Source organism: Arthrobacter sp. zg-Y919, assembly GCF_030142045.1.
GTDB lineage: Bacteria > Actinomycetota > Actinomycetes > Actinomycetales > Micrococcaceae > Arthrobacter_B.
In genome coordinates this window covers 2,429,678-2,453,199 of record NZ_CP126242.1, presented here as the reverse complement: position 1 = coordinate 2,453,199, position 23,522 = coordinate 2,429,678, and the positions used below count along the sequence as shown (strand labels likewise).

Below are 23,522 nucleotides of genomic sequence, written 5' to 3'. Positions count from 1 at the left end.
CCATGAGCACCCCCGAATCCCGTCCCGAGATCGACGACGACGTCATTGAGCTTGCCGGCAGAGTGTTTGATGCCGCGCGGGCAGGCGACACAGAGGGGATCCGCAGCTACCTCGACGCGGGTGTGCCGGTAAACCTGACGAACGGTTCGGGGGATAACCTCCTGATGCTCGCCTCGTACCACGGACACGCGGAGCTGACCGCACTTCTGGTGGAGCGCGGCGCAGACGTCAACACCCAGAATGACCGTGGCCAGACACCGCTGGCCGGTGCCGCGTTCAAGGGATATGTCGAGATCTTCCGCATCCTGGCAGAAGCAGGTGCGGACCCGGACGCCGGATCGCCCACCGGGCGGGACACCGCCGGATTCTTCAAGCGGCAGGAAATGCTGGATCTGCTCGGCTAGGGCCTGGGCCGCTCTAACGGGCAGGGGCTAGGCCGACAGGGCCACCGAAGTACGGACCCCGGCGGGGATAAAACCGGATCCCACTGCGGTTCGTGCGGCTCCGACATTGTCCAGGCGTGCCCGCCACTGGGGAATCAGGCCCGCGGCCATGGCGTCCTCCAAAGCCACGGAGCTGACGTAACTGCCGAGTCCGCGCAGCCGGTAGCCCGGGGCAGTCAGCACGCCCATGTCCGCCAGGATTCCGTCGGTAATGCTGTATCCGGCACCCGCTACGGGCTTCGGCTCCTCAAGGGAGTCGTCCACCAGGATGAAAACTTCCTCCTTGCCTGCAAGGCCCGCCTCGGCGGCGTCGTCCGGCGGGCAGAGCCGCTCCAGGGCTACCGCGAGGTCGGGTGCGTTGGAGACTGCAAGCTCCTCCAGCGGAATCACACTGGGAAGCGCATCGGCGAAAAACAGCTGCTCGGCGCCCAGTGCCCTTCCTCCGTGTTCCATGGACATCTGGATGAGTCCGGAGTGGCGGGTCAGCTGGGTGGCGCTTTGCGAACGCGCACGGTCCGCAGCCCACTCGGGGCCGCTGAACACCTCGGCACCGAAAAGCCGCAGGAAGTATGCTGTCTCGGCCTGGTCGCGGACACTGTAGATGCGTTCGCCGGCATCATTCTCCGCCAGGGCATTATCCGCCAGGCCGAGATGGCGGGACCAGGCCAGCTGGATAATCGCGATGGTTCCCGAGTCCAGATTCATGCATTTCAACCTACACCGCGGTATGGGTGTCCATGCAAACGCATTGCCGATGCCCGCACAATCTCAGTGAATGCACAGGAACGCCCGCGGTATAGGCAACGGACCGGGTTCGTGAGGACTCCAGGCCGCCGCCCGCACAGGGTCCCACCCGGTGGTGCTGTCGTGGCCGATGGGACCCCAGCAGGTGGACATAACCCCACCGGCTGTGCTGCCTCCCGGGGCTGGCTGCTGCCCGCAAAAGCGGTCTAGCCGAAGAGGATGGCTGCCTCGTCGTAACGGTGCTCAGGGACGGTCTTGAGGTTGCCCAGGGCCTTTTCGAAGCCGACGCGGACTATGTCCGTACCGTGCAGCGCCACCATGGTTCCCCACAGGCTGTCCACCACCGAATCGACTGCCGCCATGCCCAGCCGGGTGGCCAGGACCCGGTCGAAGGCCGTGGGCACGCCGCCGCGCTGGATATGGCCCAGCACCGTGGCCCGGGTTTCGATGCCGGTCCGTGCCTCGATTTCCGGGGCCAGCAGTTCGCCGATCCCGCCCAGCCGCGGACGGCCAAAACTGTCGAGGCCGCGCTCCGAATGCGGCATCTCCATGTCGGTGGTGACAAATCCTTCGGCCACCACGACCAGCGGTGCACGTCCACGGTCACGGGCCTCGCTGACCCACTGGGATATCTGGTCAATGCTGACGGGGTGCTCGGGAATCAGGACGGCGTGGGCGCCGGCCGCCATACCTGTATGCAGGGCAATCCAGCCGACATGCCGGCCCATCACTTCGGCCACCATGCAGCGGTGGTGGGATTCACCGGTGGTGCGCAGCCGGTCGCAGGCTTCGGTGGCAATCTCCACCGCTGTGTCAAAGCCGAAGGTGTAGTCGGTGGCATCGAGATCGTTGTCCACGGTCTTGGGCACACCTACGATTTTCAGCCCGGCGTCCGTGAGCCGCTGCGCAGCAGCCAGGGTTCCCTCGCCGCCGATAGCGATCACCGCGTCGATGCCGAGACGCTCGAGTGTGGCCTTGATTTTCTCCGGCCCACCGTTCGGACCGTCAAACGGGTTGGTCCGGGATGTCCCAAGGATCGTTCCACCCTGCTTGGAGATGCCGCGGACGCTCGAGCGGGGAAGGTCCATGATGTCGCCGTCGACCACGCCGCGCCAACCGTCGCGGAACCCCACAAATTCGATGTCCTCGTATTCTTTGATGCCTTTCAGGACGGCACCGCGGATGACGGCGTTCAGCCCGGGGCAGTCGCCTCCACTGGTGAGGATACCGATTTTCATGACATTACCCCTGGATCTGCTGGCGGTGGATGGTCCTGCGTTTGATTCTAGCCAGCCAATCGCCCCCGGCTAAGCTCGGATGCCCACCAGGCTCTGCAGGAGGATGGTTCCGTCGGACTTCGGCAGCAGCAGCCAGGCGACGAGGTAAGTGCCCAGGCCCACGAACGGTAGAAGGAAGCTGAGGAGCACCCCGATCCGGACCAGGGACACATCCCAGCCGTAAGTTGCTGCCAGGCCGGCGCAGACGCCGCCTACCCAGCCACGCTGCCTTTTGACGGGTGATGAGCGCAGGATGCTGAAGAATTTTTCCATGGTCTAAGCCTTATCTACTGGTGTCGAAATAACTAATGGTGGAGAAGCAGGGCAATCCCCCCGAAGGGGGATGCGGCCCGGTGCGGCCCGGATGTAGGGCCGGATGCCAGTGGGAACGGAACCCATTGGGCACTGACCTCAGTGGGACCCCGGCGGGGAACGGATCTCAGCGGAACCTCATTGGGAACTCAGTGGGAACGGACCTCAGTGGGAACGGCCCCGCTGCGCTCCGGACACCAGCCCGCCCACAAGCAGTGCCAGTCCGGCACCCAGGGTAACGCCGAGGACCAGCAGGACCGGATCCACGGACAGGTTCACGGTATTCACCAGCAGCAGGAGGACGGCAAGGGTGGTCAGGACCAACCCCCACACGACGGTACCCACCTGCAGCTGCCGGACCGGAGCGTCCGGCGTCTCCGCGGTACCCACCGCAGGCATCGCCCCGCTGTCCACCGGGTCCCGGCCATGCGGGCCGGTGACGTTCGGGCCGGCGATGTTCGGGTCCTGCGGTCCCGATGCCCCGTTCCCGCTGCCGCTACCTGCAACCGTTGTTTCCGGGGGCACATACTGGCCGGATGATTCGGAGCTTGCGGGGCCGTATTGCCGGCCCAGGAAGTCCCTCTCGCTGTCCTGCTCCATGACTAGAGATCGCTTTCTTCAGTAGTAACGAGTACGTTTCCCGCGAGGCCGCGGATGTCGATCGTGATGCGGTCGCCGTCGGCGTCGTCGTTCAGGGTGCGTTCCGACGCCGGCTGCCACAGTCCGCTGTACTCCTGGCGGTCCAGCCCGTCGTTCACTTCCACGTTTCCTGCGGCCATGCTGTAGAGCACCGTCACGGGTACATCGTCGGGAACCAGGATGGCGAGGTTGCCTGCCGCTACGCTCGCGGGCACTTCCAAGTCGCCGGAGGTTTCGGTCCCGCGCAGGTCGACCGTCCCGTTCGCGGCGACTGCTGTGTATCCACCGCTGGCTTGGGCGGCGTTCTGTGGTGTCCAGCCGGAGTCGCTGGCCACCACCAGATTGGCGTTCGCCATATTGCCCTGCGTCAGGAGGGACGCCACAAGCGCCGCTGCCGCCGCCGTGCCGATCCCGCCGGAATGCCGGCCGGCCAGGCCCAGGATGACGATGCCGACGCCGAACACTGCGGCGGCGCCTGCCAGGGCCACGGAAACCGGGTTGCCCAGGGGAAGGAGATTGGTGTAGTCCAGCGCCAGGATGGCGCCGCCCACCAGCAGGGCGGCCCCGAACAGCGCCGCTGTGTAGGATCCCGGCGCGCCGGGAACCTTCTTGGCCGCACTTGGGTGCTGCTTGTTCCCGGCAGGCACGGTCAGCTGCTGTGCTGTGGGAAGCGGGGGAACCATCCCGGCGGGTACGGCTCCCGGTGCGGCCACGGGGGGAACGGCTCCGGGAGCCGGCTCGGCCCCTGCAGTATCCGGGCCTGCAGGAGAGGGGCCGGTTCCGGCAGCGGGTGTGCCGGGCTTGGCAAGAGACACTCCTCGGCTGGTTTCCGGAACCGTGCCGGGTACGCCCGGCGATGTGCCGGGAGCACCTGATCCGTCCGCCGCGGGTTGGTGGGCGGAGAGATGCTGCCGCCCCTTCGCCGTGGAGAACCAGTAGATGAAGGCGATGCCTGAGCCGATCCAGAGCAGGGTCCAGATGACGCCCCCGAACCAGCTCTCCGAGCCGAGGAACGGAATGCCGGGGCCGCCCACGCCCAGGATGGCGAAAATGAGTGCCCCGGTCATCCCGGATGTCCAGGTTCCGCGTGCAGCCTCTTCCAGGTGGATCCTGCCGTCCGGTTCCGGGAGCAGGGCCCAGGCGACGCCGTAGACCAGAAAGCCGACGCCGAAGATACCCAGGACAACAAACAGGCCGCGGACCAGGACGGGATCCAGTCCGGTCCGGGCAGCCAGGCCCGTGGCGACTCCGCCAAACCAGCGGTCCTCGCCGCGCACAATGCCGAGGGAGCGGACCCAATGATGGAAGCCGCTGTGGAATCCGCCGGAGCCGGGGGCAGCGGTGGGGGAGGTGCCGGGTTCGCCGGGTGCTGCCGGTCCAGTGCTGGGCGGGCCATTGCTGGAACCGCCTGCGGAACCGGTGCCTGCCGGCCCGCTGCCAGCCGGATGGCTGCCTGCCGGGGCCGGACGGGGGGACGGCTGCGGTGCGGTGCCCTCAGGCGCGGGGCCGTCTGATGCCGAGCCGGAGGATGGGGAAGGATTCATGTATCCAGTCTTCCCCCGGCGCATCCGCGCCGCATCAGGGACTACCCTGACCCGCCCCTGAACGTCCCCTGAAGATCAGCAAATATTGCAGTCAGGGCCGGTGCGGCGAAGCTTCCACGTGTTTGGATAGGTCCATGAGAGAACCCTTGGTGCGTCCCCGCGATCGGATGATTGCCGGCGTCTGCGCCGGATTGGCCGCGCACCTCGGCTGGCCCGTGAAGCTGACCCGGATAGTCATGGCCGCGCTGGTGCTTGGCGCCGGCAGCGGGCTCGTACTCTATGGCTGGTTGTGGATCCTGGTCCCCACACAGGAAGAGCAGGAAAAGAAGGAGCAGGTCCAGGCGAACCCCCGCAGCATCGCCGAAAACTACGCGCGGCAGCTCCGGGAAGGGACAACCCCCGCCCGGGCGCTGGGAAAGGCCGGCCAGCGGGAGATAGCGGCGGGCCTGGTGCTGCTGCTGGTGGCTGCAGCATTCATTGCCCAGCGGCTGGGAGCCGAGCTGAACTGGGGACTGTTCCTTCCGATCGCCGCAATTGCCTGCGGTGCGGTGCTGGCATGGAGCCAGCTCGACGCCGGCCGTCGCGCCGGGTTGGTGAACAGCGCGGGCGCGGACCGTACCTCCGGCCTGATCCGTGTGGCGGCAGGCCTGCTGCTCGTAGTCGCCGGGGTGCTCGTGGTGGTCTCCGGCGCGGTGAGCTGGGACATCCTGGTCTCCGGGCTGTTGGCCTCCGGTGCCGTGCTGGCCGGTGTGGCGCTGGTGTTTACCCCCTGGGCGGTGAAGCACTGGCGGGATCTGGAGGCCGAGAGGTCGGGACGGATCCGGCAGACTGAACGCGCGGAAATTGCCGCACACCTGCATGATTCCGTTCTGCAGACCCTGGCCCTGATCCAGAAACGTGCAGGTTCCGAGCAGGACGTGATCCGGCTCGCCCGGGCGCAGGAACGGGAACTGCGGCAGTGGCTGTACTCCGACCGTGCACGGGCGGAAGACCATCTGGTGGAATGCCTGCGCCGGATCGCTGCTGAAATTGAGGACGCCTATGGGCACCCGATTGAGCTGGTGGCCGTCTCGGACGCTGAGTTGGACGAGCGGACGGAAGCCCTCGCCTCGGCCACCAGGGCGGCAGTGCTGAACGCAGCCCAGCATGCCGGCGGCACGGTTTCGGTCTACGTCGAATGCAGGCCCGAGCAGCTGGAAGTCTTTGTGCGGGACCGTGGTTCCGGATTCGATCTGGACGCAGTGCCGCCGGACCGGATTGGGGTGAGGGGATCGATCATCGGGCGCATGCAGCGTGCCGGGGGAAATGCCGCCATCCGCAGCACCGCGGACGGCACCGAGGTCCGCCTGGTCCTGCCGGTGCTCAAGGGTGCCGACAACGGGTACGGCGAAAGCTCCGCGGGACCCGGCCGCAACGGCACGGCAGCAAGCCATAACGGCACGCCAGCAACGGGCGCCACAGCAGTAAACTCCACAGCAGAAAGCCCCACAGCAGAAACCCATGCCACCGAAAAAACCGGTGCCGCGGCAGCCACCGGCGCAGTCCATGAAAAATCCCTGCCGGGCACTGCCGCATCGAGAAACGGAGCACAAGCACAATGACGGCTGCCCCCTTGGCGCCCATCGACGTCGTCGTGGTCGATGACCATGCCATTTTCCGTTCCGGACTGCGCGCGGACCTGGATGCCCGGATCAACGTCGTCGCGGAAGCGGACAGCGTGGAAACGGCAGTCGCGGCGATTACTGCGCGGCGGCCCGCCGTCGTCCTCCTCGACGTCCACCTGCCGGGCGGCAACGGAGGCGGGGGCGCAGAGGTGCTGGCAGGGTGCGCAGGGCTGCTCGGGGCAACCCGCTTCCTGGCGTTGAGCGTCTCGGATGCCGCCGAAGACGTCGTCACCGTGATCCGGGCCGGTGCCCGGGGGTACGTCACCAAGACCATCTCCGGGCCGGAAATTTCCGACGCCGTCCTGCGTGTGGCCGGCGGCGACGCGGTGTTCTCTCCGCGCCTGGCGGGATTCGTGCTTGACGCCTTCGGGACAGTGAGCGTGGCGGCGGTCGACGACGAGCTGGACCGCCTCTCGGCGCGCGAGCTGGAGGTCATGCGGCTGATTGCCCGCGGCTACAGCTACAAGGAGGTGGCCCGCGAGCTCTTCATCTCGGTGAAGACAGTGGAAACCCACGTTTCCTCGGTGCTGCGCAAGCTCCAGCTCTCCTCACGCCATGAACTCACCCGCTGGGCCGCGGACCGCCGCCTGCTCTAGGAACTAGTAGCCAGGTGCCAGGAGCTAGGAGCCCTGCACGCCCTTACCGAGGAAGTCCTGCAGCCGCTCCATGCCGGTGGCGAGGTCTTCGTCGCCCAGTGCGTAGGACAGGCGGAGGTAGCCCGAGGGGCCGAACGCCTCACCCGGCACCACCGCAACCTCGACGGTGTCCAGGATCAGCGCAGCCAGCTCGGCGGAAGTCTGCGGACGGACCGGACCGTCCTTGCCCGGGAATTCGCGTCCGAGCAGTCCCCGGACATCGGCATAGGCGTAGAACGCACCTTCGGGCATGGGGCATTCGATGCCGTCGATGGAGTTCAGGGCAGTGACCATGGCACGGCGGCGCCGGTCGAAGGCCAGTTTCATGTCATCCACGGCCGTGAGCGGTCCCGACACGGCAGCCAGTGCAGCCATCTGCGACACGTTGGACACGTTGGACGACAGGTGGGACTGCAGGTTGGTCGCTGCCTTGATGACGTCCGGCGCGGCAATCATCCAGCCCACCCGCCAGCCGGTCATGGCGTAGGTTTTGGCGACGCCGTTGAGCACAACCACCTTGTCGCCGAGTTCCGGCGCGGCCGTGGCAATCGACGTGAACGGCACGCCGTCGTACGTCAGGTGCTCGTAAATCTCATCGGTGATGACCCAGAGCCCGTGTTCCGCAGCCCACCGGCCAATCTCCGCCACCTGCTCCGGCGGGTACACAGCGCCCGTGGGGTTGGACGGCGAGACGAACAGCAGCACCTTGGTGCTCTCCGTGCGGGCGGCCTCGAGCTGCCCGACGGTGACCAGGTAGCCCTGTTCCGGCCCGGCGAAGACCTCCACCGGAACACCGCCGGCCAGCCGGATAGCCTCCGGGTACGTGGTCCAGTACGGGGTGGGGACAAGGACTTCGTCGCCCGGGTTCAGGAGCGTGGCAAAGGATTCGTACACGGCCTGCTTGCCGCCGTTGGTCACCAGGACCTGGGCGGGATCCACGGCGTAGCCCGAATCACGCAGGGTCTTGGCCGCGATGGCCTGCTTCAGCTCGGGCAGGCCACCTGCGGGGGAGTACCGGTGGAAGCGCGGCTGGCGGGCGGCTTCCACGGCTGCCTCGACAATGTAGTCCGGGGTGGGGAAGTCCGGTTCGCCGGCGCCGAAACCGATGACCGGGCGTCCTGCGGCCTTGAGTGCTTTGGCCTTGGCGTCCACTGCGAGTGTTGCGGACTCGGCAATGGAAGCAATGCGCTCTGAAATACGGCCGGTGGAAGACATGGGATTCCCGTCTGGTGTGTGGCGGCGGCTAACGTGCTCTCGTCTGTCCTGGTCTGACAGGGCCCGTGAAGGTCTGTCCTGCCGGACGACGGCGGCGTACCCCAGTTTAGGCGCTTCCAATCCGCCCCGCAGGCCAGGGTGGCGTCAGGGCCGGTGGGCACCGGTTCGACGGGACGCCAAAGTTTGCGTAGACTGGTTCTTCGGTGGTTGACCTCACCACACTGTTTTGCGCCTGTCGATCGGAATGATTTGCGAAATAATCTTCCGTCCGCTGTGGCTACAATGGTGCGGTAGGGGAATTTTCCTCCATAGGGTAGTGGCGCAATTGGTAGCGCAGCGGTCTCCAAAACCGCAGGTTGCAGGTTCGAGTCCTGTCTGCCCTGCGCAGAACTGTCATTTCCGGCAGCTCAGCAGTCCTTCATGGAATGAGCAGTCCCAGCGCGTGCTGCGATTGTGAACCGACACAGATGAGTGAGGCGAAGGTGACCGAGACAGCTGCCAGCAGCTCCAAGGGACACCCCTCCAGCGGGCCCAAGAAGCGCGGGTTCTTCGCCGGGATCGCTCTCTTCCTGCGCCAGGTGATTGCCGAGCTGAAAAAGGTGGTCACCCCCACCCGCAAGGAACTGCTGAGGTACACGCTCGTTGTCCTCGCGTTTGTGATGGTGATGATGCTTATCGTCACGGCTCTCGACTTTGCCTTCGGCAGGGGCGCGCTGTGGATCTTCGGATCGGGCGGCGGCGAAAGCTAGCCACAGACCTAAGGTTCCGCCCGCTGGGGAGGGGAACCCGAGACCATGAGCTAGTGACAAACCCGATAGTGCTCTGAAGAAGAAAGCAGGAATCTACGTGTCCGAGCAAGAACTCGAATCACAGATCAATGACAACGCTGATCTGGATACCGAGGATCAGATGGCCGCAGCCGACGTCGACGAGGCGCCCGCTGCTGTTGATGCATCGGCCGACGAAGAAAACGCAGCCGAAGAGGCCGCCGATTCCGCAGAAGACGCTGAGCCCGAAGAAGAAGATCCGGCTGTTGCCTTCAAGGCCAAGCTGCGCCGCCAGGAGGGTGACTGGTACGTCATCCACTCCTACGCCGGCTACGAAAACCGCGTGAAGTCCAACCTTGAGACCCGCATCCAGACGCTGGACATGGAAGAGGATATCTTCGAAATCCAGGTCCCGATGGAGGAAGTCGTCGAGATCAAGAACACCGCGCGGAAGATCGTCAACCGCGTCCGCATCCCCGGCTACGTCCTGGTGCGCATGAACCTCACCGACGAGTCCTGGGGCGTTGTCCGGCACACTCCCGGCGTCACCGGCTTCGTCGGCAATGCGCACAACCCGACTCCGCTGAGCCTGACCGAGGTGTACTCGATGCTCGAGCACACCATCGTTTCCCCGAAGACCGAGGCCGGCAAGCCCGCCCAGCAGCAGGCATCGAACATTGCCGTTGACTTCGAGATCGGCGAGCCCGTCACGGTCAACGAAGGCCCGTTCGAAACGCTCCAGGCCACGATCTCCGAGATCAAGCCCGAATCGCAGCAGCTGGTGGTCCTCGTGACCATCTTCGAGCGCGAAACGCCTGTGACCCTCGGCTTCGGCCAGGTCACCAAGCTCCAGTAGCTTTTAGATTTCGCTGTCTGCAGGTCCGCTTTAACCTGCAGCCAGCGTCCGGCCGCCAAGCCATGGCGGCCACCACCCCGGACGGACGCTCCTGTCCCTCGGGAACATAATTTAGAGAAGGACCCTTTCATGGCCCCCAAGAAAAAGGTCACCGGCCTCATCAAGCTGCAGATCAACGCAGGTGCCGCCAACCCGGCTCCTCCGATTGGTCCGGCACTTGGCCAGCACGGTGTCAACATCATGGAATTCTGCAAGGCGTACAACGCTGCAACGGAATCCCAGCGCGGCAACGTTATCCCGGTGGAAATCACCGTCTACGAAGACCGTTCCTTCACCTTCATCACGAAGACTCCTCCGGCTGCACAGCTGATCAAGAAGGCTGCCGGTGTTGCCAAGGGTTCCGCAACCCCGCACACCACCAAGGTTGCCAACCTGACCCAGGCCCAGGTCGAAGAGATCGCCACCATGAAGATGGAAGACCTCAACGCCAACGATGTCCAGGCAGCTGCCAAGATCATCGCCGGCACCGCCCGTTCGATGGGCATCACGGTACAGGGCTAAGTCCCCGTACTCGTTTCACATTCACATAACTGCCGCCGCCCCTGACGGGCGACGGCGCGTGGCAGGGCCCGGCGCGGTCCGACAGACCACAACTGCACAAGGAGAAAAAGCAGATGGCAAAGCGCAGCAAAGCATATGAAGCAGCTGCAGCCAAGATCGATGCGGACAAGCTGTACGCACCGGTCGAGGCTGTAGAGCTGGCGAAGGACACCAATCCTTCCAAGTTCGACGCAACCGTTGAGGTCGCATTCCGCCTGGGCGTTGACCCCCGTAAGGCTGACCAGATGGTCCGCGGCACGGTCAACCTGCCCCACGGCACCGGCAAGACGGCCCGCGTCCTCGTTTTCGCAACGGGCGAGAAGGCTGAAGCGGCAATCGCCGCCGGCGCCGACTTCGTTGGTTCCGACGACATGATCGAAAAGGTTGCAGCAGGCTGGACCGACTTCGACGCCGCAGTGGCTACCCCGGACATGATGGGCAAGGTCGGCCGCCTGGGCCGCGTGCTCGGCCCGCGTAACCTCATGCCGAACCCGAAGACCGGTACGGTTACCCCGAACGTGGCCAAGGCCGTCACGGACATCAAGGGTGGCAAGATCGACTTCCGCGTCGACAAGCACTCCAACCTGCACTTCATCATCGGCAAGGTGTCCTTCGACGCCCAGAAGCTGGCTGAGAACTACGCAGCAGCTCTGGAAGAGGTCCTTCGCCTCAAGCCGTCGGCATCCAAGGGCCGCTACATCTCCAAGGCGACCGTGTCCACCACGTTCGGCCCGAGCATCAGCGTTGACCCCAGCGTCACCAAGGTTCTCGCCGACGCATAGTCAGCAGTAGCACCCGGGGGAGCCTTCCCTCGAAGGGCGGCCGCAGCATTTTGCTGCGGCCGCCCTTTGGTGTTTCCCGGGGAGTGCGGAATACCCGCCGTTTCGGCATCCCCGCGTCATCGGGCAGGATGTGTGCCATGGCACACATCGACATTGAGGTCCTGGAAGTTCCTTCAAGCCTGGAGGCGCCGGGTGCTGCGGACTTCATGGCCGTTGCCGAACTGCTCAACGACCAGCAGCAGGAATTCTGGGGCAACAACGACTTTTACGGTCCGCCGCAGGCGCAGCTTGCCGGCCGCCGCAGCACTCCAACGAGGCGCCGAGAACTCCTGGCTGCCAGGGCCGGGGGCAGCATCGTGGGAGTGGCCCAGGTGAACTCTCCACTGACCGATAACCTCCACAGTGCAACCGTCAACGTGGTGGTGTCCCCGGCTGCACGCCGCAGTGGTGTGGGAACCCGGCTTTATGCGGCTGCCGAACAGCTGGCAGCAGCAGGGAACCGCCGGCTGCTGCTGGCGGAGACGGACCACCTGCTGGCCGGGGACGCTGTATCCGGAGCCGGTCCGGCGTCGTTCATCCCGGACGACGCAGCAGCCGCCTTCGCGGCCGCGCTGGGTTTCCGGCTGGAGCTGGTGGACCGGGTGAGCCGGCTGGATCTCGCGGACAACGACGCCGGGCAGGCAACGCTGCAGCAGGCGGCGTCGGCCGCGGGTGCCGGCTATGAACTGCTGTTCTGGCAGGGGACGTGTCCGGATCACCTGGTGGACGCCTACGCGCAGCTGCGGCAGAAAATGAGCACGGACGCGCCGCTTGGCGGACTGGACCTGGCGGAAGAAGCGTGGGACGGGGCGCGGGTGCGTGAGGCGGAAGGGAAGGCCCGCGACATGGACGCCGAGGTGCTGGTTGCGGCGGTACGGCACGTTGCCTCCGGCGAGCTGGCAGGGCACACCGTCCTGGAGGTCTTCCGGAACAATCCTGCGGTGGTTTTCCAGGACGACACACTGGTCCTGGGCAGCCACCGCGGCAACCGGCTGGGCATGCTCCTCAAGGCCGCGAACCTGGTGCAGCTGCGGCAGGCCATTCCGGAAGCGCGCCGGGTCTATACCTGGAACGCCGAGGAGAACCGCTACATGCTGTCGATCAACGAACAGCTGGGATTCCGGGCCGTTGGGTACTCCGGGGAATGGCAGAAGGAGCTGTCCGCGGGGTAGCGGGGGCGTGCGGGGGTTGCCCGGTGCAGGCCCCGCCGCCGGGATTTGTTCCCCGCCGGAATCTCCCGTACTCTTGAACTACCAAAGACCGTCGGTCGATGTGCATTCAATCCCACCGTAAGGCTGAACCTTCAGCCCTCCACGTGTGGAACCCGGTTGGAGATACATCCGAAAGTCCCTTGATAGGGCGGCCTGCGCAGGTGAACGAACTGCACTCCGGAACTTAGTGTGTCCGTAGAGTGAAGCCCCGTGCATCTGCCCGGGGCGTTTTTTATGTTCGGGACCCGATCCACCGGCACTATTTCCCCGGAAGGAGGGTTATGGCAACGCCAACAAAGGTGTCAGCAGTCGAGGAGATCACTACCGATTTCAAGGAATCGACCGCTGCTGTCCTAACCGAATACCGCGGGCTCACCGTTGCACAGCTCAAGGAGCTGCGTCGTTCGCTCGGCCAGGACACCAAGTACTCGGTCGTAAAGAACACCCTGACTGGCATTGCAGCCAAGGAAGCCGGCATCGACGCGTTCGAAGGCCAGCTTGCCGGACCTACTGCAATTGCCTTCATCAAGGGTGACGCAGTTGCAGCTGCAAAGAGCCTGACGGATTTTGCCAAGACCAACCCGCAGCTCATCATCAAGACCGGTGTCTTCGAGGGCAATGCCCTGGATGCCTCCGGTGTAGCCGCACTGGCTGCCCTTGAGTCCCGTGAGTTCCAGCTTGCACGCGTCGCCGGTGTCCTCAAGGCACCGATGTCCATGCTCGCCCGCACGGCTGATGCACTGCGCACGAAGCTCGAAGAGGAAAGCGGCGCCCCCGCTGCCTCGGCTGCAGAAGAGGCTCCGGCCGCTGCAGAAGAAGCTCCGGCAGCAGAAGCAGCCACCGAAGAGTAAAACCTCTTCTCCACCAATCTCCGGTGCCTGCGTGCACCAACTATAGGAAGGACGCCACACCATGGCGAAGCTCACCAACGAAGAGCTCATTGAAGCTTTCAAGGAACTGTCCATCATCGAGCTCTCCGATTTCGTGAAGCTCTTCGAGGAGACGTTCGACGTCACCGCTGCTGCTGTTGCAGTTGCCGGCCCCGCTGCCGGTGCCGCTGAAGCCGCTGAAGAGAAGACTGAATTCGACGTCATCCTCGAAGCAGCCGGCGACAAGAAGATCGCAGTGATCAAGGAAGTCCGTGCCCTGACTTCCCTGGGTCTGAAGGAAGCCAAGGACCTGGTTGACAGCGCTCCGAAGGCCGTCCTCGAAGGCGCCAACAAGGAAGCCGCTGACAAGGCCAAGGAAGCTCTCGAAGCTGCCGGCGCCACCGTCACCGTCAAGTAGTTTTTACTGCCTCACAGCATAAAAAACGCTGACAAAAGCCCCCGTTCCGCAAGGAACGGGGGCTTTTGTGTGTTCGGGCTCGTGCTGGGAAGCCTGCTGCGCCCTGTTGCGCTCTGCTATGCGTCTTCGCGGTAAAGCAGCAGGGCCTCGCCCTGCCCGCCGCCGCCGCAGAGGGAGACGCCCGCCCGGCCCGAACCGCGCCGGGCGAGTTCATGTGCCGCAGTAAGGGCAAGCCGGGCACCGGAGGCACCAATGGGGTGCCCCAGCGCGATCGCCCCGCCGTGGAGGTTGCACTGCTCCAGGTCCATACCAAGTTCATTCAGGGACTGCACGGCGACGGCGCCGAAGGCTTCGTTGATCTCGATGAAGTCCAGGTCCGAGGTGCTCCAGCCGGCCCGCCCCAGCGCGGCGAACAGTGCGTTGGAGGGCTGGGAATGCAGTGTGTTGTCCGGGCCGGCCACCTGGCCGGGCATACCGACTGCGGCGAGGATCTCCAGCCCCTTCGCGTCGGCATACTCCCGGGTCGTGAGGATCAGGGCTGCAGCGCCGTCGGACAATGGAGAGGAGTTGCCGGCAGTGATGGTTCCATCCGTATCAAAGGCAGGCCGCAGACCCGCCAGGGTCTCCACGGTGGTGTTGGGCCGCACACCCTCGTCCTCGGTCAGGACCACGGGCTCGCCGCGGCGCTGGGGTACCGTCACGGGAACGATTTCCGCGTCGAAGACGCCCGACGCCATGGCCGCAGCCGCACGCTGGTGCGAGGCTGCCGCTACTTCGTCCTGTTCCAGCCGCTTGATGGCCAGCTTGGTGTTGCCGCGTTCGGTGGAAATGCCCATGGAGTCGTTGTCGAAGGCGTCGGTCAGTCCGTCGTGGGCCACCGAATCGAGGGCGGAGATATTCCCGTAGTTCCAGCCCTGGCGGGAGCCCGGAAGCAGGTGCGGCCCGCGGCTCATTGATTCCTGGCCGCCGGCCACCACCACGGTCGCCTCGCCGCCGCGGATCAGCCGGGCGGCGTCGATGACCGCTGCCAGGCCGGACAGGCAGACCTTGTTAACGGTGACGGTGGGAACCTCCCAGCCGATCCCGGCCTTGATGGAAGCCTGCCGGGCGGGATTCTGTCCGCAGCCTGCCTGCACCACATGCCCCATGATGACGGCGTCGACATCTGCGGCGGCTACGCGGGACTTATCCAGGGCCCCCTTGATGGCAAAGGCTCCAAGCTCGACAGCTGTGAAAGTGGACAGCTGGCCGTTCAACCGTCCCTGGGGCGTCCGTGCGCCCCCGACAATGACCACTTCGGGAACGGCTGCGCGGGCGGCGGAGGTGTTTATGGGTGCGTTAGTCACTCGTGGGTCGCTTTCGTCGTTGTATTCGTCATTGAAGACAGGGATAAGGCTACGCCAACCCGCAGGGCCGGGGGAGAGCGCCGTCACAGGCGCCTGCGGCCCCGCCCACCGCACTACGAGCGGAGAACCGCCCTTATGCGGTAAGGTATCTGTATCCGATGCGTGAACGGTGCGCCGGTGTTGCCTGTAGCTCCCCCTCAGACCGGGATTCGATCGCCTGGTTCCGGGCCTGAATTCGATATTGGGTCCGATACTGGATTCGACTGCTGGATGTCGATCCGGATCCCACCCGGGACCTCCTTTCGGAGGGGTTGAGCGAAGCAGGGTCCAATTACCGGCTAGACTTGTCTGCCCATAATGCCCTATAGTGGATATTTGCTTCCTCCTGTTAACCTTCAGCCTTCATATAGCGGTGGGCTTCGTTCCGTGCCGGGCAGTATCCGCAACCTGTGGATGTGCCCTACGCCGGACACTGGGACGCACACGGACTCGGTCCGCATCGTGCAGGGGAGGAGGCGTGAAACACGCCTGAAGGTCTGTGGAAGGATCCCTCTTGGTCGCCTCGAGCACCTCTAATAACGAAACCGCTACTAATCCGGAGAACGCAGCTTCCCGGATTTCATTCGCAAAGATTCACGAACCGCTTGACGTTCCCAATCTTCTTGCCCTGCAGACAGACAGCTTCGACTGGCTCGTCGGCAACGAGCGCTGGAAGGCGCGCGTTGAAAAGGCGCGGGAGACCGGCGAACAGGGTATTGCCACCACTTCCGGCCTGGCTGACATCTTCGAGGAAATCTCCCCGATCGAAGACTTCCAGGGCACCATGTCCCTGAGCTTCTCGGAGCCGGAGTTTGCCGACCCGAAGTACACCATGGCGGAGTGCAAGGACCGGGACGCTACGTACTCGGCCCCGTTGTACGTTAAAGCCGAATTCATGAACAACAACACGGGTGAAATCAAGCAGCAGACCGTGTTCATGGGCGACTTCCCCCTCATGACGGATAAGGGAACGTTCGTCATCAACGGCACCGAGCGTGTTGTTGTTTCCCAGCTGGTCCGCTCCCCGGGCGCGTACTTCGAGCGCACCGCTGACAAGACCAGTGACAAGGACATCTACACCGCGAAGATCATTCCTTCCCGCGGTGCATGGTTTGAACTTGAAATCGACAAGCGCGACCAGGTGGGCGTCCGCCTGGACCGCAAGCGCAAGCAGTCGGTCACCGTGCTCCTCAAGGCACTCGGCTGGACCGAAGGCCAGATCCTCGAGACCTTCGGTGAGTACGACTCCATCCGGGCCACCCTGGAAAAGGACCCCACGGAAACCCGCGAAGATGCCCTGCTGGACATCTACCGCAAGCTCCGTCCGGGCGAGCCGCCCACGGTTGAGGCTGCCCAGACCCTGCTGGACAACCTGTACTTCAACCCGAAGCGCTACGACCTGGCCAAGGTTGGCCGTTACAAGATCAACCGCAAGCTGGGCATCGACAAGCCGCTGACGGATTCCGATGCCTCCGTGCTGAACAATGACGACATCGTCGCCATGATCAAGTTCCTCGTAGCACTGCACGCCGGCGAGAAGACGGTTCCGGGCAAGCGCAACGGCGACGACGTGGACATCCGCGTCGAGGTCGATGACATCGACCACTTCGGCAACCGCCGCATCCGCGCCGTGGGCGAACTGATCGAAAACCAGATCCGCACGGGCCTGTCCCGTATGGAGCGCGTGGTCCGCGAACGGATGACCACCCAGGACGTCGAGGCCATCACGCCGCAGACCCTGATCAACATCCGTCCCGTTGTTGCTGCGATCAAGGAGTTCTTCGGAACCTCCCAGCTCTCGCAGTTCATGGACCAGAACAACCCGCTGGCCGGCCTGACGCACAAGCGCCGCCTGTCCGCGCTGGGCCCGGGCGGTCTGTCCCGTGACCGCGTAGGCATGGAAGTACGAGATGTGCACCCGTCCCACTACGGACGTATGTGCCCCATCGAAACCCCTGAAGGCCCGAACATTGGCCTGATCGGTTCGCTGGCTTCGTACGGCCGCATCAACGCCTTCGGCTTCATCGAGACCCCGTACCGCAAGGTCGAGCAGGGTGTCGTCACCGACAAGGTCGACTACCTCACCGCCGACGACGAAGTAGAGCGCACCATTGCCCAGGCAAACGCTCCGCTGCAGGCCGATCAGCACTTCGCCGAGGACCTCGTCCTCGTCCGTGCCCGCGGCGGTTCCGGTGAGCCCGTCCTCGTTGAGCCCAACGAGGTCGAGTACATGGACGTCTCCCCGCGCCAGATGGTGTCGGTGGCTACGGCCCTGATTCCGTTCCTCGAGCATGACGATGCCAACCGTGCCCTCATGGGTGCGAACATGCAGCGCCAGGCTGTGCCGCTGCTCCGTTCCGAGCGCCCCGTGGTGGGCACTGGCATGGAGAAGTACACCGCCGTTGACGCCGGCGACTCCGTGACCGCCAAGAAGCCCGGTGTTGTCACCGAGGTTTCGGCTGACCTCGTCACCGTCATGAACGACGACGGCACCGAGACCAGCTACCCGATCATGAAGTTCGAGCGCTCCAACCAGGGCAACGCCTACAACCAGCGCGTGCTGGTTTCCGAAGGTGCCCGGGTTGAGGTCAACAGCATCATCGCCGACGGTCCCGCAACGGACCAGGGTGAACTGGCCCTTGGTAAGAACCTGCTCGTGGCATTCATGTCATGGGAAGGCCACAACTACGAAGATGCCATCATCCTGTCCCAGCGGATGGTCTCCGACGACGTCCTGACCTCCATCCACATTGAGGAGCACGAGGTTGACGCCCGCGACACCAAGCTTGGTGCCGAGGAAATCACCCGTGACATCCCCAACGTCTCCGAAGAGGTGCTCTCGCAGCTCGACGAGCGCGGCATCATCCACATCGGTGCCGAGGTTGAAGCAGGGGACATCCTGGTTGGCCGTGTCACCCCGAAGGGTGAAACGGAACTGACCCCGGAAGAGCGCCTGCTGCGCGCAATCTTCGGTGAGAAGAGCCGCGAAGTCCGCGACACTTCCCTGAAGGTTCCCCACGGCGAGTCCGGCACCGTCATTGGCGTGCGTATCTTCGACCGCGACAACGACGACGAGCTGCCCCCGGGCGTCAACCAGCTGGTCCGCGTCTACGTGGCGCACAAGCGCAAGATCACGGACGGCGACAAGCTGGCCGGCCGCCACGGCAACAAGGGCGTCATCTCCAAGATCCTCCCGATCGAAGACATGCCGTTCATGGAAGACGGAACCCCCGTCGACATCATCCTGAACCCGCTGGGTGTTCCGGGCCGAATGAACGTCGGACAGGTCCTGGAAATCCACCTGGGCTGGGCTGCCAAGCAGGGCTGGAAGATCGAGGGCGAGCCGGACTGGGTCAAGGACCTGCCGAACCTGCCCCGCGAGACCGGCCCCACCACGGTCGCCACCCCGGTGTTCGACGGTGCCAGCGAGGACGAGATCACCAACCTGCTCGACTCCACCAACGTGACCCGTGACGGCAACCGCCTGATCGGTGCCTCGGGCAAGGCCCGGATGTACGACGGCCGCTCCGGCCAGCCGTTCCCGGACCCGATCTCGGTCGGCTACATGTACATCCTGAAGCTGCACCACCTGGTGGACGACAAGATCCACGCACGCTCCACCGGACCGTACTCCATGATCACGCAGCAGCCGCTGGGTGGTAAGGCACAGTTCGGCGGACAGCGCTTCGGTGAGATGGAAGTCTGGGCCCTGGAAGCGTACGGCGCCGCCTACACCCTGCAGGAACTGCTCACGATCAAGTCTGATGACATCCATGGCCGCGTGAAGGTCTACGAAGCCATCGTCAAGGGCGAGAACATCCCGGAGCCCGGCGTTCCGGAATCGTTCAAGGTCCTGATCAAGGAAATGCAGTCGCTCTGCCTGAATGTGGAAGTCCTCTCCACCGAAGGCAACACGATTGAAATGCGTGACTCGGATGAAGAAGTCTTCCGGGCCGCGGAGGAACTGGGTATCGATCTGTCCCGTGCAGAGCCCAGCTCCGTCGAAGAGGTTTAGCTGGTAGATCCGTCCCGGTCGGTGCCAGGACGGTCCGGAACGGCGGCAACGAAATTCCGCAGCTCGCAGAGCTCGCACGGAATATTAAAGCCGCCTAACCCGGACCGCCTGGCGCCGGCCCCGATGGTCACCTTCAATCTTTTCCGCACCCGAGACATTCAGATTTAGAGAACAAGAGAGAACAGGGACCCATGTCCAACGATTCCACGTTCGGCCTCATGCGAATCGGCCTTGCCACCGCGGATGAAATCCGCGGTTGGTCTTACGGCGAAGTGAAGAAGCCGGAAACCATCAACTACCGAACCCTGAAGCCGGAGAAGGACGGTCTTTTCTGCGAAAAGATCTTCGGTCCTTCCCGCGACTGGGAATGCTACTGCGGTAAGTACAAGCGCGTCCGCTTCAAGGGCATCATCTGTGAGCGCTGCGGCGTCGAGGTCACCCGTGCCAAGGTGCGCCGCGAACGCATGGGCCACATTGAGCTCGCCGCTCCGGTTACCCACATCTGGTACTTCAAGGGTGTTCCGTCCCGTCTGGGCTACCTGCTGGACCTGGCTCCGAAGGACCTCGAGAAGGTCATCTACTTCGCTGCCTACATGATCACTTCGGTCGACGAAGAGAACCGCCACGCCGAACTGCCGAACCTGCAGGCCGAGCACGACCTGGAGCGCAAGCACCTCGTCGACCAGCGTGACTCCGACATTGCCGCGATCGCCAAGGACCTCGAAGGCGAGCTTGCCCGCCTCGAGGGCGAAGGCGCCAAGGCTGCCGATAAGAAGAAGGCCCGCGACTCCGCCGACCGCCAGATGGCCAAGGTCCGCCGCGACGCCGACAACAACATCGAGCGCCTCGAGCAGGTCTGGGACCGTTTCAAGAACCTCAAGGTCGGCGACCTTGAGGGCGACGAGGGTCTCTACCGCGAACTGCGCGACCGCTACGGCCTGTACTTCGAAGGCTCCATGGGTGCCGAAGCCATCAAGAAGCGTCTTGAAGACTTCGACATGCAGGCAGAGTCCGAGAACCTGCGCGACATCATCCAGAACGGCAAGGGCCAGCGCAAGACGCGTGCCCTGAAGCGCCTGAAGGTTGTCAACGCGTTCCTGACCACCACGAACAGCCCGCTGGGCATGGTCCTCGACGCCGTTCCGGTCATCCCGCCGGAACTGCGCCCGATGGTCCAGCTCGACGGCGGCCGTTTCGCGACGTCGGACCTTAATGACCTGTACCGCCGCGTGATCAACCGCAACAACCGCCTGAAGCGCCTGCTGGATCTCGGTGCCCCCGAGATCATCGTGAACAACGAAAAGCGGATGCTCCAGGAAGCTGTTGACTCCCTGTTCGACAACGGCCGCCGCGGCCGTCCGGTCACCGGACCGGGCAACCGCCCGCTGAAGTCGCTTTCCGACATGCTCAAGGGCAAGCAGGGCCGCTTCCGCCAGAACCTTCTGGGTAAGCGCGTTGACTACTCCGGCCGTTCCGTGATCGTTGTCGGCCCGCAGCTGAAGCTGCACCAGTGTGGTCTGCCCAAGCAGATGGCCCTGGAGCTCTTCAAGCCGTTCGTGATGAAGCGCCTGGTTGACCTCAACCACGCACAGAACATCAAGAGCGCCAAGCGCATGGTCGAGCGTTTCCGCCCGCAGGTCTGGGACGTGCTGGAAGAGATCATCACCGAACACCCGGTGCTGCTCAACCGTGCACCCACCCTGCACCGCCTCGGCATCCAGGCCTTCGAGCCGCAGCTCGTTGAAGGTAAGGCCCTTCAGCTGCACCCGCTGGTCTGTGGCGCCTTCAACGCTGACTTCGACGGTGACCAGATGGCAGTCCACCTGCCGCTGAGCCCCGAAGCCCAGGCTGAAGCACGCATCCTGATGCTGTCCTCGAACAACATCCTGAAGCCGTCCGACGGCCGCCCGGTCACCCTGCCCTCGCAGGATATGATCATCGGCCTGCACCACCTCACCACCAAGCGTGACGGTGCTGCCGGTGAAGGCCGCGTGTTCGGCTCCATGGCCGAAGCCATCATGGCCTTCGACATGGGCGAGCTGCACCTGAACGCCCTGGTGAAGATGCGCGTGGACGGCTTCGTCCCCAGCGCAGGCCAGCCCGCTCCGGAAGGTTGGGAAGAGGGCACTCCTGCCCTCATCGAAACCTCCCTCGGACAGGTCATCTTCAACCAGACGCTGCCTGCGGACTACCCGTGGGTCAAGGAAGTTGCCGACAAGGGCCAGCTCTCCGCTATCGTCAACGATCTCGCTGAGCGGTACCCGAAGGTCGTCACGGCAGCAACGCTGGACAACCTGAAGGACGCCGGTTTCTACTGGGCCACCCGCTCGGGCGTTACCGTCGCCATTTCCGATATCGCGGCTCCGATCGACAAGCCGGCCATTATGGAAGGCTACGAAGCCCAGGCTGCCAAGGTTGAAAGCCAGTACGGCAAGGGCCTGATCGCTGAAGACGAGCGCCGCCAGGAACTCATCGACATCTGGAACAAGGCCACCAACGAGGTTGCTGCTGCAATGCGGGCGAACATGCCCGAATTCAACAACATCAACCGCATGGTGTCCTCCGGTGCCCGTGGTAACTGGCTGCAGGTCCGCCAGATTGCCGGTATCCGTGGCCTGGTGGCCAACCCTAAGGGTGAGATCATTCCGCGCCCGATCAAGTCCTCCTACCGTGAGGGCCTGTCGGTGCTGGAATACTTCATCGCCACCCACGGTGCCCGTAAGGGTCTGGCCGATACCGCTCTGCGTACCGCCAACTCGGGTTACCTGACCCGTCGTCTGGTGGATGTGTCGCAGGACGTCATCGTCCGCGAGGAAGACTGCGGCACCGAGCGCGGCCTGAACGTGACCATCGCGGTTCCGGATTCCAACGGCGAGCTGCAGCTGCACGAAGAGGTCGAGAACTCGGCGTACGCCCGTACGCTGGCCACCGACGTCTCCGATGCCCAGGGCAATGTCCTGGCAAAGGGCGGCGACGATGTGGGCGACGTCCTCATCGCCAAGCTGTTCGAAGCCGGCGTCACCGACATCAAGGTCCGCTCCGTACTCACCTGTGAGTCCGCCGTCGGTACCTGTGCACTTTGCTACGGCCGCTCCCTGGCCACGGGTAAGACCGTGGACATCGGCGAGGCCGTGGGCATCATTGCCGCACAGTCCATTGGTGAGCCGGGTACCCAGCTGACCATGCGTACCTTCCACACCGGTGGTGTTGCTTCCGCTGAGGACATCACCCAGGGTCTGCCCCGTATCCAGGAGCTCTTCGAAGCACGTACGCCTAAGGGTGTTGCTCCGATCTCCGAGACCGCGGGCCGGGTCACCATCGAAGAGACCGACCGCCAGATGCGTCTGGTTGTCACTCCCGATGACGGCTCCGAGGAAATCGCCTACCCGGTCCTGCGCCGTGCCCGCCTGCTGGTTGCCGACGGCGACCACGTAGAGGTTGGCCAGCAGCTGGTCTTCGGTGCGGTGGATCCCAAGCAGATCCTCCGTATCCTCGGCCCGCGCAAGGCACAGGAATTCCTGGTGGACGAAGTCCAGCGCGTGTACCGCAGCCAGGGTGTGGGCATCCACGACAAGCACGTCGAGGTTATTGTCCGCCAGATGCTGCGCCGCGTGACCGTGATCGAGTCCGGCGATTCCGATCTGCTCCCGGGTGAGCTGACCGAGCGCCGCCGCTTCGAGAAGGAGAACCGCCGCGTGGTTTCGGAAGGCAAGAAGCCTGCTTCGGGCCGTCCGGAACTCATGGGCATCACCAAGGCCTCCCTGGCCACCGAGTCCTGGCTGTCCGCAGCTTCCTTCCAGGAGACAACCCGCGTCCTGACGCAGGCTGCCATGGAAGGCAAGAGCGATCCGCTGCTCGGCCTCAAGGAGAACGTCATCATCGGTAAGCTGATCCCGGCCGGAACGGGCCTGCCCCGTTACACCGAGGTCACTGTCGAGCCGACCGAAGAAGCAAAGGCCAATCTCTTCACCGGCCCCAGCGCCTTCAGCGACTTCGACTACGCCGGCGTTGACGGCGGTCTGAGCCCTGAGTTCCACGCCATCCCGCTGGATGACTACGACATGGGCAGCGACTTCCGCTAACCAAGGCTGAACCGCCGGCTGTGCG

19 protein-coding genes and 1 tRNA gene are annotated in these 23,522 nt (G+C 64.3%); 13 read left to right on the top strand and 7 right to left on the bottom strand.

Going from position 1 to position 23,522, the window contains the following annotated elements:
• Positions 1 to 2 precede the first annotated feature (2 nt).
• Positions 3 to 404: an ankyrin repeat domain-containing protein gene (locus QNO10_RS11500; protein ID WP_229947225.1), complete on the top strand. Its 402-nt coding sequence runs from the start codon at positions 3 to 5 to the stop codon at positions 402 to 404.
• Between the two features lie 27 nt (positions 405 to 431).
• On the opposite strand, the gene QNO10_RS11495 is transcribed toward QNO10_RS11500, so the two are convergent.
• The 5 genes from QNO10_RS11495 to QNO10_RS11475 form a co-directional block, all read right to left on the bottom strand.
• Complete coding sequence (locus tag QNO10_RS11495; protein ID WP_229947228.1) at positions 432 to 1,148, bottom strand: GNAT family N-acetyltransferase; 717 nt, start codon at positions 1,146 to 1,148, stop codon at positions 432 to 434.
• Between the two features lie 245 nt (positions 1,149 to 1,393).
• On the bottom strand, positions 1,394 to 2,425 hold the full coding sequence (locus QNO10_RS11490) for a 6-phosphofructokinase (protein ID WP_229947230.1): 1,032 nt from the start codon (positions 2,423 to 2,425) through the stop codon (positions 1,394 to 1,396).
• A 69-nt stretch (positions 2,426 to 2,494) separates the two neighbouring features.
• Entirely contained in the window at positions 2,495 to 2,737 is a 243-nt protein-coding gene (locus QNO10_RS11485; RefSeq protein WP_229947231.1) for a PspC domain-containing protein, read from the bottom strand.
• Between the two features lie 204 nt (positions 2,738 to 2,941).
• Positions 2,942 to 3,376, bottom strand: coding sequence for a hypothetical protein (locus QNO10_RS11480; RefSeq protein WP_229947233.1), 435 nt, complete (start codon positions 3,374 to 3,376; stop codon positions 2,942 to 2,944).
• A 2-nt stretch (positions 3,377 to 3,378) separates the two neighbouring features.
• Complete coding sequence (locus tag QNO10_RS11475) at positions 3,379 to 4,959, bottom strand: PspC domain-containing protein (protein WP_229947235.1); 1,581 nt, start codon at positions 4,957 to 4,959, stop codon at positions 3,379 to 3,381.
• 134 nt (positions 4,960 to 5,093) lie between these two features.
• Here QNO10_RS11475 and QNO10_RS11470 point away from each other — a divergent pair, with 134 nt between their 5' ends.
• Complete coding sequence (locus QNO10_RS11470) at positions 5,094 to 6,560, top strand: ATP-binding protein (RefSeq protein WP_331460321.1); 1,467 nt, start codon at positions 5,094 to 5,096, stop codon at positions 6,558 to 6,560.
• The gene (locus QNO10_RS11465) at positions 6,557 to 7,219 is read left to right on the top strand and encodes a LuxR C-terminal-related transcriptional regulator (RefSeq protein WP_229947238.1); all 663 of its coding nucleotides are present in this window, start codon (positions 6,557 to 6,559) and stop codon (positions 7,217 to 7,219) included. Before QNO10_RS11470 ends, QNO10_RS11465 begins: the two co-directional genes overlap by 4 nt.
• 24 nt (positions 7,220 to 7,243) lie before the next feature.
• Here QNO10_RS11465 and QNO10_RS11460 read toward each other — a convergent pair whose 3' ends face one another.
• On the bottom strand, positions 7,244 to 8,473 hold the full coding sequence (locus tag QNO10_RS11460; protein WP_229947240.1) for a pyridoxal phosphate-dependent aminotransferase: 1,230 nt from the start codon (positions 8,471 to 8,473) through the stop codon (positions 7,244 to 7,246).
• A gap of 310 nt (positions 8,474 to 8,783) precedes the next feature.
• Here QNO10_RS11460 and QNO10_RS11455 point away from each other — a divergent pair.
• From QNO10_RS11455 to rplL, 8 genes are all read left to right on the top strand, one after another.
• Positions 8,784 to 8,856: transfer RNA gene (locus tag QNO10_RS11455), tRNA-Trp, on the top strand.
• An 84-nt stretch (positions 8,857 to 8,940) separates the two neighbouring features.
• Positions 8,941 to 9,222 carry a preprotein translocase subunit SecE gene (gene secE, locus QNO10_RS11450; protein WP_227918785.1) on the top strand — a complete coding sequence of 94 codons (282 nt, stop codon included), beginning with the start codon at positions 8,941 to 8,943 and terminating at the stop codon, positions 9,220 to 9,222.
• Positions 9,223 to 9,319: 97 nt separating this feature from the next.
• Complete coding sequence (gene nusG / locus QNO10_RS11445; RefSeq protein ID WP_229947243.1) at positions 9,320 to 10,096, top strand: transcription termination/antitermination protein NusG; 777 nt, start codon at positions 9,320 to 9,322, stop codon at positions 10,094 to 10,096.
• A gap of 129 nt (positions 10,097 to 10,225) precedes the next feature.
• Positions 10,226 to 10,657: a 50S ribosomal protein L11 gene (gene rplK / locus QNO10_RS11440; RefSeq protein ID WP_227918781.1), complete on the top strand. Its 432-nt coding sequence runs from the start codon at positions 10,226 to 10,228 to the stop codon at positions 10,655 to 10,657.
• 113 nt (positions 10,658 to 10,770) lie between these two features.
• Positions 10,771 to 11,478 carry a 50S ribosomal protein L1 gene (gene rplA / locus QNO10_RS11435; protein ID WP_229947245.1) on the top strand — a complete coding sequence of 236 codons (708 nt, stop codon included), beginning with the start codon at positions 10,771 to 10,773 and terminating at the stop codon, positions 11,476 to 11,478.
• A 137-nt stretch (positions 11,479 to 11,615) separates the two neighbouring features.
• Positions 11,616 to 12,689 (top strand): GNAT family N-acetyltransferase, encoded by a 1,074-nt coding sequence (locus QNO10_RS11430; protein ID WP_229947246.1) that lies wholly within the window; start codon positions 11,616 to 11,618, stop codon positions 12,687 to 12,689.
• Between the two features lie 320 nt (positions 12,690 to 13,009).
• A complete protein-coding gene (gene rplJ / locus QNO10_RS11425; protein ID WP_229947248.1) occupies positions 13,010 to 13,579 on the top strand; it encodes a 50S ribosomal protein L10 in 570 nt (189 codons plus the stop codon).
• A gap of 61 nt (positions 13,580 to 13,640) precedes the next feature.
• On the top strand, positions 13,641 to 14,015 hold the full coding sequence (gene rplL, locus QNO10_RS11420; RefSeq protein ID WP_229947251.1) for a 50S ribosomal protein L7/L12: 375 nt from the start codon (positions 13,641 to 13,643) through the stop codon (positions 14,013 to 14,015).
• A 116-nt stretch (positions 14,016 to 14,131) separates the two neighbouring features.
• On the opposite strand, the gene QNO10_RS11415 is transcribed toward rplL, so the two are convergent.
• On the bottom strand, positions 14,132 to 15,361 hold the full coding sequence (locus QNO10_RS11415) for an acetyl-CoA C-acetyltransferase (RefSeq protein ID WP_229947253.1): 1,230 nt from the start codon (positions 15,359 to 15,361) through the stop codon (positions 14,132 to 14,134).
• Positions 15,362 to 15,914: 553 nt separating this feature from the next.
• Between QNO10_RS11415 and rpoB the strand changes: the two genes are divergently transcribed.
• The gene (rpoB, locus tag QNO10_RS11410) at positions 15,915 to 19,415 is read left to right on the top strand and encodes a DNA-directed RNA polymerase subunit beta (RefSeq protein ID WP_284162225.1); all 3,501 of its coding nucleotides are present in this window, start codon (positions 15,915 to 15,917) and stop codon (positions 19,413 to 19,415) included.
• A 191-nt stretch (positions 19,416 to 19,606) separates the two neighbouring features.
• Positions 19,607 to 23,497, top strand: a complete 3,891-nt coding sequence (locus QNO10_RS11405; protein ID WP_229947259.1) for a DNA-directed RNA polymerase subunit beta' — start codon at positions 19,607 to 19,609, stop codon at positions 23,495 to 23,497.
• The last annotated feature ends 25 nt before the right edge of the window (positions 23,498 to 23,522 follow it).

Excerpts from the sequence above, each read along its gene's own strand:
- QNO10_RS11480 (WP_229947233.1), bottom strand. The coding sequence starts at position 3,376 with ATGGAGCAGGACAGCGAGAGGGACTTCCTGGGCCGGCAATACGGCCCC.
- rplL (WP_229947251.1), top strand. The coding sequence starts at position 13,641 with ATGGCGAAGCTCACCAACGAAGAGCTCATTGAAGCTTTCAAGGAACTG.
- rplK (WP_227918781.1), top strand. The coding sequence starts at position 10,226 with ATGGCCCCCAAGAAAAAGGTCACCGGCCTCATCAAGCTGCAGATCAAC.
- QNO10_RS11490 (WP_229947230.1), bottom strand. The coding sequence starts at position 2,425 with ATGAAAATCGGTATCCTCACCAGTGGAGGCGACTGCCCCGGGCTGAAC.
- secE (WP_227918785.1), top strand. The coding sequence starts at position 8,941 with ATGAGTGAGGCGAAGGTGACCGAGACAGCTGCCAGCAGCTCCAAGGGA.
- QNO10_RS11495 (WP_229947228.1), bottom strand. The coding sequence starts at position 1,148 with ATGAATCTGGACTCGGGAACCATCGCGATTATCCAGCTGGCCTGGTCC.
- QNO10_RS11475 (WP_229947235.1), bottom strand. The coding sequence starts at position 4,959 with ATGAATCCTTCCCCATCCTCCGGCTCGGCATCAGACGGCCCCGCGCCT.
- rplJ (WP_229947248.1), top strand. The coding sequence starts at position 13,010 with ATGGCAACGCCAACAAAGGTGTCAGCAGTCGAGGAGATCACTACCGAT.
- QNO10_RS11430 (WP_229947246.1), top strand. The coding sequence starts at position 11,616 with ATGGCACACATCGACATTGAGGTCCTGGAAGTTCCTTCAAGCCTGGAG.
- QNO10_RS11500 (WP_229947225.1), top strand. The coding sequence starts at position 3 with ATGAGCACCCCCGAATCCCGTCCCGAGATCGACGACGACGTCATTGAG.
- QNO10_RS11405 (WP_229947259.1), top strand. The coding sequence starts at position 19,607 with ATGTCCAACGATTCCACGTTCGGCCTCATGCGAATCGGCCTTGCCACC.
- QNO10_RS11460 (WP_229947240.1), bottom strand. The coding sequence starts at position 8,473 with ATGTCTTCCACCGGCCGTATTTCAGAGCGCATTGCTTCCATTGCCGAG.
- QNO10_RS11470 (WP_331460321.1), top strand. The coding sequence starts at position 5,094 with ATGAGAGAACCCTTGGTGCGTCCCCGCGATCGGATGATTGCCGGCGTC.
- QNO10_RS11485 (WP_229947231.1), bottom strand. The coding sequence starts at position 2,737 with ATGGAAAAATTCTTCAGCATCCTGCGCTCATCACCCGTCAAAAGGCAG.
- QNO10_RS11465 (WP_229947238.1), top strand. The coding sequence starts at position 6,557 with ATGACGGCTGCCCCCTTGGCGCCCATCGACGTCGTCGTGGTCGATGAC.
- rplA (WP_229947245.1), top strand. The coding sequence starts at position 10,771 with ATGGCAAAGCGCAGCAAAGCATATGAAGCAGCTGCAGCCAAGATCGAT.